Source organism: Bacillus paralicheniformis (assembly GCF_002993925.1).
GTDB classification, from domain to species: domain Bacteria; phylum Bacillota; class Bacilli; order Bacillales; family Bacillaceae; genus Bacillus; species Bacillus paralicheniformis.
This window is the reverse complement of sequence record NZ_CP023665.1, coordinates 3770505-3788480: the sequence shown is the minus strand read 5'-3', so window position 1 is coordinate 3788480 and position 17976 is coordinate 3770505. Positions and strand designations below refer to the sequence as shown.

Genomic DNA, 17976 nt, shown 5'->3' with positions numbered 1-17976 from the left:
AAGAGGTGCACGCCTCTTTTTATTTTGAACAGGCTGAAATCTATGATGAGGTGAAAGAATAATGGAATTGGCAGAAATCAGACAGGAACTTGAAAATATGGCTACTCGATTAGCGGACTTCAGGGGGTCTCTTTGACCTCGAAACAAAGGAAGCAAGAATCAGCGAATTAGACGAGCAGATGGCTGACCCTGACTTTTGGGGAGATCAGCAGAAAGCGCAGACGATCATTAATGAAGCGAATGCGTTAAAAGATTATGTCAACACGTATAACAAGTTGAGCGAATCTCATGAAGAACTGCAAATGACACACGATCTTTTAAAAGAAGATCCTGACCAAGACCTGCAAAATGAACTGGTCAGCGAGCTGAAAAGCTTAACAAAGCAATTTAACGAATTTGAGCTGCAGCTATTGTTAAGCGAGCCGTATGATAAAAACAATGCGATTCTTGAGCTTCACCCGGGAGCCGGCGGCACCGAATCACAGGATTGGGGTTCAATGCTTCTCAGAATGTACACCAGGTGGGCAGAGCGCCGCGGATTTAAGGTGGAAACCCTTGATTACCTCCCAGGGGATGAAGCAGGAATCAAGTCTGTCACTCTCCTGATCAAAGGACACAATGCCTACGGCTATTTAAAAGCCGAGAAAGGCGTACACAGGCTCGTCAGAATTTCTCCGTTCGACTCATCAGGGCGCAGGCACACGTCGTTTGTGTCTTGTGATGTCATGCCTGAATTCAACGAAGAAATCGACATTGAGATCCGTACGGAAGATATTAAAGTCGATACGTACAGGGCAAGCGGCGCCGGCGGGCAGCACGTCAATACGACAGACTCCGCCGTCAGGATCACCCACCTGCCGACAGGCGTCATCGTCACTTGCCAAACGGAGCGCTCACAAATTAAAAACCGCGAACGTGCCATGAAAATGCTGAAGTCGAAGCTGTATCAGCGCAGAATCGAAGAGCAGCAGGCACAGCTTGACGAAATTCGCGGCGAACAAAAAGAAATCGGCTGGGGAAGCCAGATCCGCTCATACGTTTTCCATCCGTATTCCCTAGTGAAGGATCATAGAACGAACACGGAAATGGGGAACGTGCAGGCGGTTATGGACGGAGACATTGACTCTTTCATCGACGCATATTTGCGTTCAAAGCTTTCCTAAATTTGAGAAAGACACATCCATATTGTGAGATGTGTCTTTTTTTTTGCGGGTAAATCCGCCTGGATATGTTCAGCCTAAGCCGTAAGAAGCTTTGTCCCTCTGCCGCTTTATCCGATTAATACGTTATTTGGCTGTTATTTACTTACAATAAGCTAAATGCTATACTCTCGATTGGTAACGAATCGTGCGGAGGATGACAGATATGAATATGGATAAAACGAGACATCAATTGTTTGCGGTGTTGCGTGACTACGGCTATATCCTGTTTGGATCAGCTGTCGTCGCTATGACATTTAATATGTTTCTGCTTCCCAACCGGATTGCAGCCGGCGGAGTCAGCGGCATCAGCACCATTTTGCAATCATTCGGCTTTGAAGCTGCCTATGTGCAATGGGCATTTAATATTCCTTTATTTATTGCCGGGATTCTCATACTCGGAGGAAAATTCGGCATTAAAACGCTTGTCGGGTCTGTTTTTCTCCCCTTTATCGTATATATGACACGGGACATTGCTCCGGCGACAGAGAATCCGCTCTTAGCCGCCATTTTCGGCGGTGTCGGCATCGGAGTTGGTATCGGGATGGTCTTTCTCGGAAGGGGTTCTACAGGCGGGACTGCGCTGGCTGCGCAAATCATTCATAAGTACACCGGGCTTTCGCAAGGCAAATGTTTGGCGCTGATCGACGGAACGATCGTCCTGTCGGCGATGTTTGTTTTTAACATCGAACAGGGACTGTATGCTATGCTTGGCGTTTATATATCAAGCAAAACCATCGATGTTATCCAGGTCGGGCTGAACCGTTCCAAAATGGCGATGATCATTACCAACCGGGAAGAGGAAGTTCGACATGCGGTACTGAATAAAATTGACAGAGGGATTACGAAAATATCAGCGGTCGGGGGCTATACAGATGATGAGCGGCCCATTTTGATGTGCGTGGTCGGCCAGACCGAGTTCACAAAGCTGAAACAACTTGTGAAACACATTGATGAGTCTGCATTTGTCATTGCAATGGATGCTTCAGAGGTGCTTGGCGAGGGTTTTAAACGCGCGTAATCGAGGTTATAATAAAGGTTGACTTGTTAAAGGAGCTGACTTAAAAAAATGAAAATGAAGCTGTTTACTCTGTTTATGGCTGTTTCTTTTGTGCTGGCTGCCTGCGGGGGCAATAACAATGAAAGCAAAGAGAAAAACACAGGCGGGCAAGCAACTGCAACGGACGGGGAAGAGATTTACCAGCAAAACTGCACAGGCTGCCATGGTAAGGATTTGTCCGGCGGTTCCGCCCCGAGCTTGAAAGAAGTTGGCGGCAAGTATAAGGAAAGCGAAATTAAAGACATTGTAGTCAACGGCCGCGGCGGAATGCCTGGCAATCTTGTAGACGAAAAAGAAGCTGAAGCGGTCGCGAAGTGGCTTTCAGAGAAAAAATAAGAATGCCTTGCCGGTCAGGAGGCGAAGAGAACCTTCTTCACATTCGGGTGAAAAAGGTTCTTTTTTTGTTGAAAAGGCCTTTATACCTATTGAAGAACGAAGAAAAACAAGTTCTTTTATCTCAGAAAAGGCCCAAAGTACAAATTTTTTGTCTGATTTTGCGTTTTTCCTATAACTTATGTCGGCATTGAAACAAAACTGTAATATCATTTTGTCTAATCTTGACGTATAATGGGTGTTGTTGAAAAAGGGCTTGGATCAATACCATTTACCGTGAATTTAGCAGGACACAAAACGACATGTCCTTTCGAAGAGTATGACCGTATAAACATAGAAGATTAGGTGATTACATGATCGAAATAAAAGATGTATATAAGACTTATTCCAACGGGGTCTCGGCGCTGAACGGAATAAGCATCTCTATATATCCCGGGGAATTTGTTTATGTTGTAGGACCGAGCGGAGCAGGAAAATCAACCTTCATTAAAATGATTTACCGCGAAGAAAAGCCTTCCAAAGGGAAGATTGTCATAAACAATAAAAATTTGGCGCAGCTCAAAGAAAAAGAGATTCCTTTTATCAGAAGGAAAATCGGCGTTGTATTCCAGGACTTTAAACTGCTGCCAAAGCTGACGGTGTTTGAAAATGTTGCATTTGCTTTAGAGGTCATCGGGGAGCGTCCAGAGGTGATCAGAAAAAAAGTGCTTGAAGTGCTTGATCTTGTCCAGCTGAAGCACAAAGCAAGGCAATTCCCTGATCAGCTGTCCGGGGGAGAACAGCAACGGGTTTCAATTGCACGGTCAATCGTCAACGACCCTGATGTCGTGATCGCTGACGAGCCGACGGGAAACCTTGACCCTGAGACGTCTTGGGAAATCATGAAGACGCTCGAGGAGATCAACAACCGCGGAACAACAGTCGTTATGGCGACTCATAACAAAGAAATCGTAAACACCATGAAGAAACGGGTCATCGCAATCGAAGACGGGGTCATTGTGCGTGATGAAGCTAGAGGGGAGTATGGTTCTTATGATTAGAACTCTCGGACGGCATTTGCGCGAGAGCTTAAAATCTCTCGGGAGAAACGCGTGGATGACTTTCGCATCCATCAGTGCTGTAACAGTTACACTTATCTTGGTCGGCGTGTTCATGGTCATCATGCTGAACGTATACAATATGACATTAAAAGCCGAACAGGAAGTCGAAGTCAAAGTGCTTGTTGACTTGACGGCCAACCAGGACCAAAAAAATACATTGGAAAAAGAAATAAAAAAAATACCGGAAATCAGCAGTGTCAAATATTCATCTAAAGATGAAGAGCTGAAAAACCTGAAAGACAGCTTTGGCGAAGACGGGAAATTCTTTGCGATGTTCGAGCAGGAAAATCCGCTGAACGATGCGTTTGTCGTAAAGACCACAGATCCAAAAGACACGCCGAAAGCTGCCAAGAAGCTTGAGAAGCTGACCAACGTCTATAAGGTGACATACGGGCAGGAGCAGGTAGACCGCCTGTTTAAAATCAGCGGTGTCACCAAAATAATCGGGATTGCATTGGTTGTCGGCCTGCTGTTTACGGCGATGTTTTTAATCTCTAATACGATCAAAATCACGATTTTTGCAAGACGCAAAGAAATCGAGATTATGAAACTTGTAGGCGCGACAAACTGGTTCATTCGCTGGCCGTTCTTCATTGAAGGTCTGCTCTTAGGCGTATGCGGTTCTATCATTCCGATCGCTATTTTGCTCGGAACGTATCATCATGCCGTTCAGTGGATCGCTCCGAAAGTTCAGGGCACGTTCATACAGCTCTTGCCGTACAATCCGTTCGTCTTCCAAATTTCAGCGATCCTTGTGCTGATCGGAGCCGTTATCGGTGTATGGGGAAGCTTGATGTCGATTCGCAAATTCTTAAAAGTTTAAACCGGCGCTCTCGCCGGTTGTATCATGTTTAAAGCTGGGATGCCTGCAAAGCGCCGGGCTCCCTTGATTCTGAAGGCAAGGAGGAACCAAGGTTGAAAAGAAAGCTTATGACGCTGGGGCTGACCGCTGTGCTCGGATCGTCGGCAGTGCTGATCCCCCTAAAAAGCAACCATGCTTTAGCTTATGAAGACTTGGAGAAAGAAAAGAGCGACGTTCAAAGCAAAAAATCTGAAAACGAGTCAAAACTCGAAAAAAAGAAACAGGAGCTTTCAAAGCTTGAATCAAAAGAAGCAGGCCTGAAAAGCGAGATCGAGAAAATCGACCGTCAGATGACGAACACGAATGAAAAGCTGGAAAAGAAAAACGAAGAAATCGACCAAACAAAGAAAAGCATTGAAGAGCTGAAAAAGCAAATCAAAAAGCTTAAAGAAAAGATTGAGAAACGCAATAAAATATTGAAAGACCGGGTTCGCTCCATGCAGGAAAACGGCGGTTCCGTTCAATACATAGATGTGCTTCTCGGCTCGAAAAGCTTTGGGGATTTCATCAGCCGTGCGGGTGCGGTTTCGACAATTGTCGAAGCTGATAAAGACCTGATGGAAGAGCAAAAGCGCGATCTTCAGCTTGTTGAGGAAAAGGAGACAAAGCTGAGCAAGGATCTTGAAAGCCTTGAAAAAGCGCTCAAAGACCTGGAAGATTTAAAAAAGACGCTCGACAAGCAGCAAAAAGAGAAAGCAAACGTCATGAAAAAAGTGAAGCAAGATAAAGATCATGCGCATGAAGAACTTGGTTCACTCGAAAATGAAGCAGAAATTTTAAAGCGTCAGGATGAAGCGATCAAAGCTGAAGAGGCGCATCGGAAAAAGCAGGAAGCTGAAGCGAGCCGCCGGGCTTCAAGCGGCCAATCGGAAGCCTCTTCTTCTAAACCGTCGGCACCAAGCAGCTCGGGCTTTATCCGTCCTGCTTCCGGCACATTTACTTCCGGGTTCGGAAATCGTTCGCTCGGGAATCACTTCGGCGTAGATATCGCCAAGCGCGGTTCAGGTGTTCCGATTCATGCGGCAGCCGCCGGAACGGTCTATAACGCCCATTACTCGTCCAGCTACGGCAATGTTGTGTTTATTACCCATAATATCAACGGGCAAACATATCAGACGGTCTACGCTCACATGTCTTCGATTAAAGTGCAGACAGGCCAGCGTGTTGAACAGGGACAAGTGATCGGAACGATGGGAAATACAGGCCAATCCTACGGGCAGCATCTTCACTTTGAAATTCATAAAGGCCTTTGGAACAACGCGAAATCCAATGCTGTTGACCCGGCCAATTATATACCGCTTTAAAAATGAAAGCCGATTCGTCCGGAAATGGACCGAATCGGCTTTTTGTTATTCAAATCGAGATGCTTCAAAATTTGTTCTTGTCAGAAAATAACACAAGGTATAGAATGAAAGTGACATCTGTCGACAGTCGACTATTTGAATAGGGGATGATCTAATGAAAGTATTCAACATTGCCAGCATACCCGGTGACGGAGTAGGAAAAGAAGTCGTACCTGCTGCACAGCGAGTTTTGAAAGCGGTTTCTGATGTTCACGGAGGACTCTCATTTCGGTTTACGGAGTTTCCATACAGCTGCGAGTATTATTTGGAACACGGGGAAATGATGCCCGATGACGGTATGGAGCAGCTGAAAGAGTTCGACAGCATCTTCCTTGGAGCGGTAGGAAACAGCAAGCTTGTCCCCGACCATATTTCCCTATGGGGGCTGCTCATTAAAATCCGCCGCGAATTTGAACAGGTCATCAATGTTAGACCTGCGAAATATTTGCAAGGAATCAAGTCTCCGCTGGCCAATCCAAAAGATTTCGATCTTCTTGTCGTCAGGGAAAACAGTGAAGGGGAATACAGCTCGATCGGAGGCAGAATCTTCAGAGATGAAGATGAAATCGCCATCCAAAATGCCGTTTTTTCAAGAAAAGGGGCGGAGAGGGCGATGCGCTTTGCATTTGAGTTGGCGGCTAAACGGAAAAAGCATGTCACAAGCGCAACAAAATCGAACGGAATCGTATATTCAATGCCTTTTTGGGATGAAGTCTTTGCGAACACGGCAAAAGACTACCCTGGCATTACCGCTGATTCGCAGCACATTGACGCGCTGTCGGCCTTTTTTGTAACGAAGCCGGAGAAGCTTGACGTCATTGTTGCCAGCAACTTATTCGGTGATATTTTGACCGATATCGGGGCGGCGATTATGGGGAGTATAGGCGTGGCGCCGGCCGCCAATATCAATGTAAACGGCAAATATCCGTCCATGTTTGAGCCTGTGCACGGCTCTGCCCCGGATATTATCGGCAAAGGAATTGCAAACCCGATCGGCCAAATTTGGACGGCTAAAATGATGCTTGATCATTTTGGAGAAGAAGAACTTGGTGCCAGATTGCTTGACGTGATCGAAGACGTTCTAAAAAGCGGTTACTTGACGCCTGATATCGGCGGTTCAAGTACGACGGATGAAGTGACAGAAGAAATCATCAAGCGTGTGAAGACTATATAAGCAAAAGCTGCCGGCAATCCGGCAGTTTTTTTGCTGTGAATGGAAAATCGATTACATGATACGGGCGGTTTTTGCGCATAATACTTCAAGCAACAAAACATAGTGCAGGCAGAAGAGGAGGTATAGGATGAATCAGAAGATTGCACGGCTCATCATTGCGCTCAGCCTGTTATGCGGCTTGGTAACAGGCGTCGGTCCGATTCCGTTTCATGATGCCGTTCCAAAAGCATCAGCGGCTGCCGCCAGAAACGAATTGGAGAAAATTGAGAAAGCATATGACCTGATTTCAAATGAATATGTAGAGCAGGTCGACAGGGAAAAGCTGTTGGAAGGAGCCATACAGGGCATGCTTTCAACATTGAATGACCCATACTCGGTTTATATGGATAAACAGACGGCAAAGCGGTTTTCAGATTCCCTTGATTCCTCTTTTGAAGGAATCGGCGCAGAAATCGGAATGGAAGACAGGAAAATCATTATCGTTTCTCCTTTTAAACAGTCTCCGGCAGAGAAAGCCGGATTAAAGCCGAACGATGAAATCATCAGTATCGACGGCGATTCCATGGCCGGAATGGATTTGAATGACGCCGTATTAAAGATCAGGGGCAAAAAGGGATCGACGGTTACGCTGAAAGTTCATCGGCCCGGCATGAAAGATCAGCTGACATTTACAATTAAGCGCGATGAAATTCCGCTGGAAACGGTATTTGCTTCCATTAAAAAAGTACAGGACAAACCTGTCGGCTATATCGCAATATCTTCCTTTTCCGAACATACGGCAAAAGATTTTACTGCTGAACTGAAAAAGCTTGAGAAAAAGGGAATAAAAGGGCTCGTTTTGGATGTAAGAGGCAATCCGGGCGGATACTTGCAAAGCGTTGAAGACATTTTAAAACATTTTGTGACAAAAGATCATCCATATATACAAATCGCCGAAAGAAACGGAAATAAAAAACAATACTTCTCAAAATTAAAAGAGAAAAAACCATATCCTGTGAGCGTGATTACGGACAAGGGCAGCGCTTCAGCGTCGGAAATTCTTGCAGGTGCATTAAAAGAAGCCGAGGGTTACGACGTGGTGGGCGATCCTTCCTTTGGAAAGGGAACCGTCCAGCAAGCGGTTCCGATGGGAGACGGAAGCAATATTAAGCTGACGCTGTATAAATGGCTGACGCCTAAAGGGAATTGGATCCATAAGCAGGGAATTCAGCCGACCGTTCCAGTCGCCCAGCCTGCATATTTCTCGGTGGGGCCTGTACAGCTGAAGGAGCCTCTCAAGCCGGATATGAACAACAATGAAATTAAGCGGGCACAGCACCTGCTGAAAGGACTCGGGTTTGTGCCCGGCCGGGAAGACGGCTATTACAGTGAAGGCACAAAAAAAGCCGTCATGGCGTTTCAGGCTGAAAACAAGCTGAAACAAACGGGCATCATTGACCAAAAAACGGCAAATACAATGAACCTGCGGATTGAAGAGAAAAAGATGAAAGAAAAGAACGATCTTCAGCTGCAAACCGCATTAAAAGTGCTGTTTAATAAAAAGTGAGGACACAGGATGTCCTCACTTTTTTTATTCTCAGAAAATAAATTCTCAATCTTTTTACCTAAAATTTTTGTTTTTTCATAAAAAAAACATTCATAATGAATAGAATTGACCCGATAACATAAGTGTATGGGAGACTTTATAAGGATGTAAAGATGCAGTAAAAATGTAACTTTTGCAAGTTGTATAACTAAGGAAAACTTTTTAAAATAGAACCAAAGCTTTTTCAAGAATTATAATGTGTGCATTTTTTTTGCGGAGAATGTTAGCGCGGTTTGCGTTCTTCGTCTCTGTTGGTGGAGTCGTCTGACGCTTGCGCTTTTCTTATATATAAATAATAAATGGGGGTACACGATTGAAAAGGGCAAGTATTGTGAGAGAGAAAAAATACTATGAATTAGTGGAGCAGTTAAAAGTTCGATCACAAGACGTTACGTTTTCCGCTACAAAGGCAGTAGGGTTGCTTATGCTGTTCAGCAGATACCTCGTAAACTACACTTCGGTCGAAAGTGTGGAGGATATCAATGAGGATTGCGCGGAACTTTATTTCAACTACTTGATGGACAACCACAAGCGGCTCGGCATCAATCTGACCGATATCAAGCGGTCAATGCAGCTGATAGGAGATATTCTAGATGTCGAAGTCAATCATTACCTGAAAGACTTTTCTTTGTCGAATGTGACGCTTTGGATGAGCCAGGAGAAATAAACCTCACGTTTACCATACCCAAGCATTTTATTATTTGTTAGAATAATAATAAAATGCACCAGCTTGCCTAAAGGTGCCAGCATTTGTCGTCACGAATGCGCTTAAAAAGCACCGGCGTTAAAGCATCATGACGAAAGTTTCTGCGGCTGACGGCTCAGGCATCCCGCCTGAACGGCCGCACGTCATTTCCTCGTGCCGACGCTTTAGACAAGCTGGGTTTCCCTAAAATATCCAACGTTAAAAAGCTGCCGTATTTAAGGCGGCCTGAAATGCTTGGCTGAGGCGGTGAACGTTCCCTTGTCAGTTGAAGAAAGCTTAATTGAACTTTTAAAAGGAGCAGGATTGTTTTTTCTGCACCCGCTCTTCTATTTTATGATGATCATGAGTCTTGCTTACGGCTATGCCCGGATCAAACGTGAAAGAAAGACGTTTCATACGCGTATTGAAGATATTTATGACGAGTTTAAGTTTACATATTCCAAAGGACTCTTGGCAGGACTCGTGCTGTCCATTGTTTCGTTCGGCTTAGGGCTGTATCTGCCGATGGGTATGCTGGTTTTAATAGCGGCGGTCAGCGTTGCCGCAGCTTTAACTTTCAGACAGAGTCTGCTGTCAGCGGCATATACGCTTGGCGTGAGCATCGTCGTCGGTTTATGTATCGAATACACCGGTTTCGGAGCGCTTGACGCATTACTTCCACAGCTGTCCCTCGCGAATTGGCCGGCTGCTGCCGTCTTGCTCGGACTTCTGTTGGTAGCGGAAGGAGTGCTCGTCTACAAAACGGCACATATCAAAACTTCCCCTGCGATCGTTATGAGCAAAAGGGGGCTCCCGATCGGCCAGCAGATTGCGGGCAGAACCTGGCTTTTGCCGTTGTTCATTCTCATTCCGGGACATGCGATCGAATCATCGGTTCCGTGGTGGCCCGTTCTGTCATTTAACGGAGGCTTTGAGCTCCTCTGGATTCCTTATTTCATCGGCTTCGGCCAAAGAGTTCAAGGATCGCTTCCGATTGAAAGCATTAAAATTACAGCGAAGCGCATCAGCGTGCTTGGTATTATCATTCTGCTGCTCGCGGCCGGAAGCGTATGGTGGACGCCGCTTGCCGCTCTTGCCGCCGGAGCGGCGATCGCAGGAAGGGCCTTTTTATCATGGAAACAGCGGATGAACGATAATTCCGCCCCTTTCCATTTTTCAAAGAGAGACCAGGGGCTCGTGGTGCTCGGCATTATTCCGAACACGCCGGCAGCCGATCTCGGTCTCAAGATCGGCGAAATCATCACGAAGGTTAACGGGATTTCAGTGAAAAATGCGGCGGACTTCTACGAAGCGCTTCAAAAGAACCGTGCTTTCTTCAAACTTGAAGTCGTCGGTTTAAACAATGAAATTCGTTTTGAACAAAGAGCTTCATATGAAGGAGAGCATCATGAGCTTGGCATCATCTTTGTAAAAGAAGAGGATGCGGCGATGAAGCACGCTGAGGCAGCCGCCTCACAAGAAACAGAATAATTGATGTTAATAAAGCGCCGCTTTTTCGGGCGCTTTTGCTTTTCCTTTTAGGGAATCTTTTTGGTTGTCTTTTACAAAACGTTCCGCTAGGATGATGGATAGAACCGATTGAAGGAGAATGATTGATGAAAAAGGCTTTTCTCGCCGGTGTTTTTGTTTGTTTGATAGCTGTATTGATTTCGGCTGCGGCCGGGGATTGGACGTTGATTTTCAAAGTTTCGGGATCCGCCGGACTAGGCGCAATTCTGCTGTCTGCTTTATGTTCCGGCGTATTTGTCAGCGGTGACCGGTTCAAGGGAAATCACGATTCGGAAACGAAGGAGCACAGGGAGTGGAACGGCAAACTGGCAAACGCACTCGCCGTTTTCGCCATGCCGAACCTCCTGGCAGCCGGAATCTCGTTCTTTTTCGCCTTTTAACGTCTGATTCCGAATAACGCGGCATGATAATGGACAAAATGAATGAGTGTCCATGTTTGTCCGTTTCTTTGTTCTTTAATATAATCGAATAAGATCAAGAAACGTGAGGAGGGTTTTTGTGTTTACAAAAGCCGTTTTTGCACTGATATTTCCTTTCTTGCTTGTCTTGTTTTTTACAAGGGTGACCTATAACCATTACGTCGGGATTGCGCTGACCGCAGCGCTGTTGTTCGCTTCATATTTAAAAGGTTATACGGAAACCTTTTTTATTGTAGGACTTGATATCGTCTCGCTCGTGGCCGGTTCACTCTATGCGGCGAAAAAGGCGGGTGAAAAGAAGGAAGACTCATAGAAATCGTAAGAATGATTGCCGTAAAGCCCTGCTTTTGATGACAAAAAGGAGGGGTTTTTTGATAGATCAGGAAGGGCCGGCTTTTGTGGGAAAACACAGAAACCGAACTTTAGTTCGTATTTTTACTTCGGGTGTGTTAAAATAATAAGCAGGAAGATTTCGTAAAGAAACGGAGGCTTTTTTGTGAAAGACCGCTTTGAATTAGTCTCGAATTATCAGCCCCAGGGGGATCAGCCGAGAGCGATTGATCAGCTTGTCAAAGGAATCAATGAAGGCAGAAAGCATCAGACGCTTTTGGGGGCGACCGGTACAGGAAAGACGTTTACGATGTCAAACGTGATTAAAGAAGTCAACAAACCGACTCTCGTCATCGCCCACAACAAAACGCTCGCCGGACAGCTGTACAGCGAGTTTAAGGAATTTTTCCCAAACAACGCAGTCGAATATTTTGTCAGCTATTATGACTATTACCAGCCTGAAGCTTACGTGCCTCAGACTGATACATTTATCGAAAAAGATGCCAGCATTAACGATGAGATTGATAAATTAAGGCACTCTGCCACGTCTGCTCTTTTTGAACGCAAAGATGTCATCATTGTGGCGAGTGTTTCTTGTATTTACGGCTTGGGTTCCCCAGAGGAATACAGGGAACTGGTGCTCTCGCTCAGAGCGGAAATGGAAATCGAGCGAAATGAGCTGCTCAGAAAGCTCGTTGACATCCAATATGCGCGGAATGATATCGACTTTCAGCGCGGAACATTCAGAGTGCGCGGCGATGTCGTCGAGATTTTCCCGGCTTCAAGGGATGAGCACTGCATCCGGGTTGAATTTTTCGGCGACGAAATCGAACGAATCAGGGAAGTGGATGCCCTGACAGGCGAAATTTTAGGGGAGAGGGAACACGTCGCGATCTTCCCGGCTTCCCACTTCGTCACGCGGGAAGAAAAGATGAAGAAAGCGATCATAAACATTGAAGAGGAGCTGGAAGAGCGCCTTAAAGCGCTTCGTGAAGAAGGCAAGCTCCTTGAAGCCCAGCGTCTGGAACAGCGGACGAGATACGATTTGGAAATGATGCGCGAAATGGGCTTTTGCTCGGGCATCGAAAACTATTCAAGACATTTGACGCTTCGTCCGGCAGGTTCGACTCCATATACGCTGCTCGATTACTTTCCGGACGATTTCCTGATGGTCATAGACGAGTCGCATGTCACCATGCCGCAGATCAGAGGAATGTACAACGGAGACCAGGCGAGGAAACAGGTTCTCGTCGATCACGGATTCAGGCTCCCTTCCGCTTTGGATAACCGTCCGCTCAGGTTTGAAGAGTTTGAAAAGCACATTCACAACATCGTGTATGTGTCGGCTACGCCGGGCCCTTATGAACTTGAGCATACGCCTGAAATGGTAGAGCAGATCATCCGGCCGACGGGGCTGCTCGATCCGATCATTGAGGTAAGGCCGATTGAAGGGCAGATCGATGATCTGATCGGCGAAATCCAGCAGAGAATCGAGCGGAATGAACGCGTCCTCGTCACTACGCTGACGAAAAAAATGTCCGAGGATTTGACGGATTATCTGAAAGAAATCGGAATCAAGGTCACGTACCTGCATTCCGAGATTAAAACGCTGGAGCGGATCGAGATCATCCGCGACCTTCGCCTCGGCAAGCATGACGTTCTCATCGGCATCAACCTGCTGAGGGAAGGACTCGATATTCCGGAGGTTTCACTTGTCGCCATCCTTGATGCAGACAAAGAAGGCTTTTTGCGGTCTGAGCGTTCGCTCATTCAAACAATCGGCCGCGCCGCCAGAAATGCTGAAGGCCGCGTGATCATGTATGCCGACAAAATCACCAACTCAATGGAAATCGCAATCAATGAAACGAAGCGCCGCCGCGAACAGCAGGAGGCCTATAATGATAAACACGGCATTACGCCGAAAACGATCAACAAAAAGATCAGGGACGTCATCCGGGCAACTCATGCTGCTGAAGAGCAGGAAGAATATCAAGCAAAAGAGGAGCCGAAGCTTTCGAAGATGACGAAGAAAGAGCGGGAAAAAGTGATCGCTCAAATGGAAAACGACATGAAGGAAGCCGCAAAAGCGCTTGACTTTGAACGTGCCGCTGAGCTTCGCGACTTGCTCCTAGAGTTAAAATCGGAAGGATGAATGGAGAATGGCAACGAAACGAATTGAGGTGAAAGGTGCAAGGGCCCACAACCTGAAAAATATCGATGTCTCTATTCCGAGGGACCAGCTTGTCGTGCTGACAGGTCTTTCGGGATCAGGGAAATCATCCCTTGCGTTCGATACGATATATGCAGAGGGGCAACGGCGCTATGTCGAGTCTCTCTCCGCATATGCCCGCCAGTTTTTAGGACAGATGGACAAACCCGACGTCGATGCGATCGAAGGCCTGTCGCCGGCGATCAGCATCGATCAGAAAACGACGAGCCGGAACCCCCGGTCGACAGTCGGAACGGTGACGGAAATCTATGATTATCTCCGGCTGCTGTTTGCCAGAATCGGAAAGCCGGTCTGCCCGGTTCACGGGATTGAAATTACCTCGCAAACGATCGAACAGATGACGGACAGAATTTTGGAATATCCCGAGCGCACGAAGATCCAGGTGCTCGCGCCGATCGTCTCGGGAAGAAAAGGTTCGCACGTGAAAGTGCTCGACCAAATCAGAAAACAAGGCTATGTGAGAGTCCGGATCGACGGCGAAATGAACGACCTCTCAGAAGACATCGAGCTCGAAAAGAATAAAAAGCATTCGATTGAAGTCGTCGTCGACCGTATCGTTATAAAAGAAGGGGTAACAGCTCGTCTCACAGACTCGCTCGAAACGGCGCTCCGCCTCGGTGAAGGCCGCGTGATCATCGATGTGATCGGACAGGAAGAGCTGCTTTTCAGCGAACATCATGCCTGCCCGCACTGCGGTTTTTCAATCGGTGAACTGGAGCCGAGAATGTTCTCTTTCAACAGCCCGTTCGGCGCGTGTCCAAGCTGCGACGGCCTCGGGTCCAAGCTGGAAGTCGATGTAGAGCTCGTCATTCCAAACGATGAGCTGTCGCTAAAGGAGAATGCGATTGCACCTTGGGAACCGCAAAGCTCCCAGTATTATCCGAAGCTGCTTGAAGCGGTATGCAGCCATTATGGAATCGATATGGATGTTCCGGTCGGGGAGCTGCCGAAGCACCAGCTTGAAAAAATCCTTTACGGCAGCGGAGATGAGCAGATTTATTTCAGATATGAAAACGACTTCGGACAGGTCCGGGAAAACTACATTGAGTTCGAAGGCGTCATCCGCAATATCGAAAGGCGCTATAAAGAAACGAGCTCTGATTACGTTCGGGAACTGATGGAAAAATACATGGCCAATCAGCCGTGCCCTTCATGCAAAGGCTATCGTCTGAAAAAGGAATCCCTCGCCGTGCTGATAAACGGCCTTCACATCGGTAAGATAACCGAAATGTCGGTTTCTAACGCCCTTCAATTTTTCCGTGAACTTGAACTTTCGGAAAAAGACATGAAGATCGCCAACCTCATTTTGCGGGAGATTGAAGAGCGCCTTGGGTTTTTGAACAATGTCGGGCTTGACTATTTGACGCTCAGCCGCGCAGCCGGCACTCTGTCGGGAGGAGAAGCGCAGCGGATCAGGCTTGCAACGCAAATCGGCTCAAGGCTGACCGGTGTCCTCTACATTCTTGATGAGCCGTCAATCGGTCTTCATCAGCGCGATAATGACCGCCTGATTGATACGCTCAAAAACATGAGGGATATCGGAAACACCTTGATCGTCGTCGAGCATGACGAGGACACGATGCTTGCCGCCGACTATTTAATTGATATCGGACCCGGCGCGGGCGTACACGGGGGAGAAGTGATCTCCGCCGGAACACCGGAAGAAGTGATGAACGATGATCAATCGCTGACAGGGCAGTACCTCTCAGGGAAAAAATTCATTCCTCTTCCTGCCGAGAGAAGGAAGCCTGACAACCGTTTTATCGAGGTCAAAGGCGCAAAGGAAAACAACTTGAAAAATGTTTCCGTGAAGTTTCCGCTCGGCGTGTTCACAGCTGTCACCGGGGTATCGGGATCAGGGAAAAGCACACTCGTCAATGAAATTCTTCACAAAACGCTGGCTCAGAAGCTGCATCGGGCGAAGGCAAAACCGGGAGAGTACAAAGAAATAAAAGGAATCGAACACCTCGATAAAGTGATCGACATCGACCAGTCTCCGATCGGCCGGACGCCGAGGTCAAACCCGGCCACATATACCGGCGTGTTCGATGACATCCGTGACGTGTTTGCCCAGACGAATGAAGCGAAAGTCAGAGGATACAAAAAAGGGCGCTTCAGCTTTAACGTCAAAGGCGGGCGCTGTGAAGCCTGCAAAGGCGACGGAATTATCAAAATCGAGATGCACTTCCTGCCCGATGTATACGTTCCTTGTGAGGTTTGCCACGGAAAGAGATACAACCGTGAAACGCTTCAGGTCACATACAAAGGTAAAAACATTTCTGACGTGCTTGAGATGACGGTCGAAAATGCCGTTCAATTTTTTGAGAACATCCCGAAAATCAAGCGCAAGCTGCAGACCCTCTATGATGTCGGGCTTGGCTATATTACGCTCGGACAGCCGGCTACAACGCTTTCTGGGGGAGAAGCGCAGCGGGTCAAATTGGCATCTGAACTTCATCGCCGTTCAACGGGAAGATCCCTCTATATCTTGGACGAGCCGACGACAGGACTGCATGTCGATGATATCGCAAGGCTTTTGGCTGTTCTGCAGCGCCTGGTCGATAACGGAGATACCGTGCTTGTAATCGAACACAATCTCGATATTATAAAAGCAGCTGATTATTTGATCGATTTGGGCCCTGAAGGAGGAGACGGCGGGGGGACGATCGTGGCCTCCGGACCGCCCGAAGAAGTCATGAAAGTTGAAGGGTCATATACCGGCCATTATTTAAAACCGATCATTGAACGCGACAAAAACAGAATGAAAAAGCGGCTTCAGGAAAAAGAAGCTGTCAGACCGTAAATAACATGCTGCCGATCTCACGTCGGCAGCTTTTTCAATGGCCGAATGATCAGCGGCAAGCTTTGTTCAAAAGATTTTCATTGCTCTTTTATTCAATAGCTGTTATAACGTAAAAAACAAACCATAAAGGGGGATGGGGTGATGAAGATCGATCGGATTGATCATCTGGTCCTGACGGTCAAAGACATTGAAGCGACATGCGAATTTTACAGCCGTGTGTTGGGGATGGATGCGGTCACTTTTAGAGAAGGAAGAAAAGCGCTGACATTCGGCAGGCAAAAAATAAATCTCCACGAGGCCGGAAAAGAATTTGAGCCGAAGGCACAGCACCCGGTGCCCGGCTCCCTGGACCTGTGTTTCATCACAAATACAGGCATTGATGATGTGATCCGTCATCTGGAAGGGCTGTCCATTCAGATTGAAGAAGGCCCCGCAGAGCGGACGGGCGCTGAAGGACCGATCGTTTCGGTGTATATCAGAGATCCCGACGGAAATCTGGTTGAAATATCAAACGAACTTCGTGAGAACGTTTAACGCTCAGTCCGGCTGATGTGTTTGGCCGCTTCAATCATACTGTTTAAAATGTGGGTGCTGCTGCTGTTCAGCAGAACCTTTAAATAGCGGATTTCGCTGGAAAGCGGAGGAGCGGAGTTGATCGCTTCCAATCGGTTCACGATCTCCTGATTCATCCTTTTTTGTTCCTGAATCAGACTAAGAAGCTGGGAGGCGGATGAGGCGTGTACTTCCGATTTCTGTTTCATAACGCTCGCTCCTTTTCTTTGGCTTTGCCACATATTTTAAAGGGTTATAAAAAAAGAATCTATTCATAAAATCTAAAAAAATCAATTCGCGAAGTTTGACGCACGCCGATCGAATGAAAATGAAACCTAAAGGCCAAGATACACGTAAACTGAGTATAAGGTCACTGTACATTAGACTCACAAGAACGCTTTACATCGATAAGGAGTGTTTTGCATGACGAGAAACAACGCACTGATTTCTGCAATTTGTTATTTTAGCGTTTTTTTTGCCCCGCTTATTTTGCCAATCGCTGCGTATTTTATAACAGATGATCAAGAAACGAAAAAGCATGCGATGCGTTCGCTTATTTCGCATATTATTCCGTTTATAAGCGTAGTCATATTGGCAGCAGGCGCGATCAGCGGTTCGCTTATCTTTAATGACGGCGGTTATTTGGCGGTCATTTTCATGGTCGGAGGTTTTGTTTTTTTCGGGATCATCAGCTTGATTATTGTGGTCTGGAACGTTGTTCAAGGGATTAAAATGCTGACTCAGGCCTAAAAGAAGGAGAACGGGGGAGCT

The 17976-nt window shown here is 46.8% G+C and carries 17 protein-coding genes; 16 read left to right on the top strand and 1 reads right to left on the bottom strand.

Going from position 1 to position 17976, the window contains the following annotated elements:
- The first annotated feature begins 61 nt into the window (after positions 1 to 61).
- The 15 genes from prfB to CP943_RS19335 all read left to right on the top strand — a co-directional run bounded on the left by prfB (position 62) and on the right by CP943_RS19335 (position 17187).
- A protein-coding gene (gene prfB, locus CP943_RS19410) for a peptide chain release factor 2 (RefSeq protein ID WP_096748347.1) occupies positions 62 to 1163 on the top strand; the annotation gives its coding sequence in 2 pieces (ribosomal slippage) (positions 62 to 133 and positions 135 to 1163; 1101 coding nt in all).
- Positions 1164 to 1365: 202 nt separating this feature from the next.
- Entirely contained in the window at positions 1366 to 2220 is an 855-nt protein-coding gene (locus CP943_RS19405) for a YitT family protein (protein ID WP_020453097.1), read from the top strand.
- A gap of 48 nt (positions 2221 to 2268) precedes the next feature.
- Entirely contained in the window at positions 2269 to 2595 is a 327-nt protein-coding gene (gene cccB, locus CP943_RS19400; RefSeq protein WP_020453096.1) for a cytochrome c551, read from the top strand.
- Between the two features lie 350 nt (positions 2596 to 2945).
- A complete protein-coding gene (ftsE, locus tag CP943_RS19390; protein ID WP_003185670.1) occupies positions 2946 to 3632 on the top strand; it encodes a cell division ATP-binding protein FtsE in 687 nt (228 codons plus the stop codon).
- Positions 3625 to 4515, top strand: coding sequence for a permease-like cell division protein FtsX (ftsX, locus tag CP943_RS19385; protein ID WP_105981255.1), 891 nt, complete (start codon positions 3625 to 3627; stop codon positions 4513 to 4515). Before ftsE ends, ftsX begins: the two co-directional genes overlap by 8 nt.
- A 92-nt stretch (positions 4516 to 4607) precedes the next feature.
- On the top strand, positions 4608 to 5858 hold the full coding sequence (locus CP943_RS19380) for a murein hydrolase activator EnvC family protein (protein WP_020453094.1): 1251 nt from the start codon (positions 4608 to 4610) through the stop codon (positions 5856 to 5858).
- Positions 5859 to 6012: 154 nt separating this feature from the next.
- Positions 6013 to 7071 carry a tartrate dehydrogenase gene (locus tag CP943_RS19375; protein ID WP_020453093.1) on the top strand — a complete coding sequence of 353 codons (1059 nt, stop codon included), beginning with the start codon at positions 6013 to 6015 and terminating at the stop codon, positions 7069 to 7071.
- A 127-nt stretch (positions 7072 to 7198) separates the two neighbouring features.
- The gene (ctpB, locus tag CP943_RS19370; protein ID WP_105981254.1) at positions 7199 to 8617 is read left to right on the top strand and encodes a carboxy-terminal processing protease CtpB; all 1419 of its coding nucleotides are present in this window, start codon (positions 7199 to 7201) and stop codon (positions 8615 to 8617) included.
- Between the two features lie 352 nt (positions 8618 to 8969).
- The gene (gene swrA, locus CP943_RS19365; protein WP_003185659.1) at positions 8970 to 9323 is read left to right on the top strand and encodes a swarming motility protein SwrAA; all 354 of its coding nucleotides are present in this window, start codon (positions 8970 to 8972) and stop codon (positions 9321 to 9323) included.
- A 273-nt stretch (positions 9324 to 9596) separates the two neighbouring features.
- A complete protein-coding gene (locus tag CP943_RS19360) occupies positions 9597 to 10832 on the top strand; it encodes a PDZ domain-containing protein (protein ID WP_082021589.1) in 1236 nt (411 codons plus the stop codon).
- Between the two features lie 125 nt (positions 10833 to 10957).
- Positions 10958 to 11251 carry a DUF5316 domain-containing protein gene (locus CP943_RS19355; protein ID WP_020453090.1) on the top strand — a complete coding sequence of 98 codons (294 nt, stop codon included), beginning with the start codon at positions 10958 to 10960 and terminating at the stop codon, positions 11249 to 11251.
- 118 nt (positions 11252 to 11369) lie between these two features.
- Positions 11370 to 11603 (top strand): CsbA family protein, encoded by a 234-nt coding sequence (locus tag CP943_RS19350; protein WP_020453089.1) that lies wholly within the window; start codon positions 11370 to 11372, stop codon positions 11601 to 11603.
- Between the two features lie 183 nt (positions 11604 to 11786).
- Positions 11787 to 13772: an excinuclease ABC subunit UvrB gene (gene uvrB / locus CP943_RS19345; RefSeq protein ID WP_025810713.1), complete on the top strand. Its 1986-nt coding sequence runs from the start codon at positions 11787 to 11789 to the stop codon at positions 13770 to 13772.
- A 7-nt stretch (positions 13773 to 13779) separates the two neighbouring features.
- Entirely contained in the window at positions 13780 to 16653 is a 2874-nt protein-coding gene (uvrA, locus tag CP943_RS19340; protein ID WP_075212706.1) for an excinuclease ABC subunit UvrA, read from the top strand.
- A gap of 141 nt (positions 16654 to 16794) precedes the next feature.
- Positions 16795 to 17187 carry a VOC family protein gene (locus CP943_RS19335; protein ID WP_197197170.1) on the top strand — a complete coding sequence of 131 codons (393 nt, stop codon included), beginning with the start codon at positions 16795 to 16797 and terminating at the stop codon, positions 17185 to 17187.
- Here CP943_RS19335 and CP943_RS19330 read toward each other — a convergent pair.
- The gene (locus tag CP943_RS19330) at positions 17184 to 17414 is read right to left on the bottom strand and encodes a hypothetical protein (RefSeq protein WP_026580162.1); all 231 of its coding nucleotides are present in this window, start codon (positions 17412 to 17414) and stop codon (positions 17184 to 17186) included. The two genes, CP943_RS19335 and CP943_RS19330, sit on opposite strands and share 4 nt — an antisense overlap.
- 214 nt (positions 17415 to 17628) lie before the next feature.
- On the opposite strand from CP943_RS19330, the gene CP943_RS19325 reads away from it, so the two are divergent.
- Entirely contained in the window at positions 17629 to 17955 is a 327-nt protein-coding gene (locus tag CP943_RS19325) for a DUF4870 domain-containing protein (protein WP_020453085.1), read from the top strand.
- Positions 17956 to 17976 lie beyond the last annotated feature (21 nt).

Coding starts and splice junctions, on each gene's coding strand:
- CP943_RS19330 (WP_026580162.1), bottom strand. CDS start 17,414: ATGAAACAGAAATCGGAAGTACACGCCTCATCCGCCTCCCAGCTTCTT.
- uvrA (WP_075212706.1), top strand. CDS start 13,780: ATGGCAACGAAACGAATTGAGGTGAAAGGTGCAAGGGCCCACAACCTG.
- CP943_RS19355 (WP_020453090.1), top strand. CDS start 10,958: ATGAAAAAGGCTTTTCTCGCCGGTGTTTTTGTTTGTTTGATAGCTGTA.
- ftsE (WP_003185670.1), top strand. CDS start 2,946: ATGATCGAAATAAAAGATGTATATAAGACTTATTCCAACGGGGTCTCG.
- CP943_RS19335 (WP_197197170.1), top strand. CDS start 16,795: ATGAAGATCGATCGGATTGATCATCTGGTCCTGACGGTCAAAGACATT.
- ftsX (WP_105981255.1), top strand. CDS start 3,625: ATGATTAGAACTCTCGGACGGCATTTGCGCGAGAGCTTAAAATCTCTC.
- CP943_RS19405 (WP_020453097.1), top strand. CDS start 1,366: ATGAATATGGATAAAACGAGACATCAATTGTTTGCGGTGTTGCGTGAC.
- CP943_RS19375 (WP_020453093.1), top strand. CDS start 6,013: ATGAAAGTATTCAACATTGCCAGCATACCCGGTGACGGAGTAGGAAAA.
- cccB (WP_020453096.1), top strand. CDS start 2,269: ATGAAAATGAAGCTGTTTACTCTGTTTATGGCTGTTTCTTTTGTGCTG.
- CP943_RS19325 (WP_020453085.1), top strand. CDS start 17,629: ATGACGAGAAACAACGCACTGATTTCTGCAATTTGTTATTTTAGCGTT.
- ctpB (WP_105981254.1), top strand. CDS start 7,199: ATGAATCAGAAGATTGCACGGCTCATCATTGCGCTCAGCCTGTTATGC.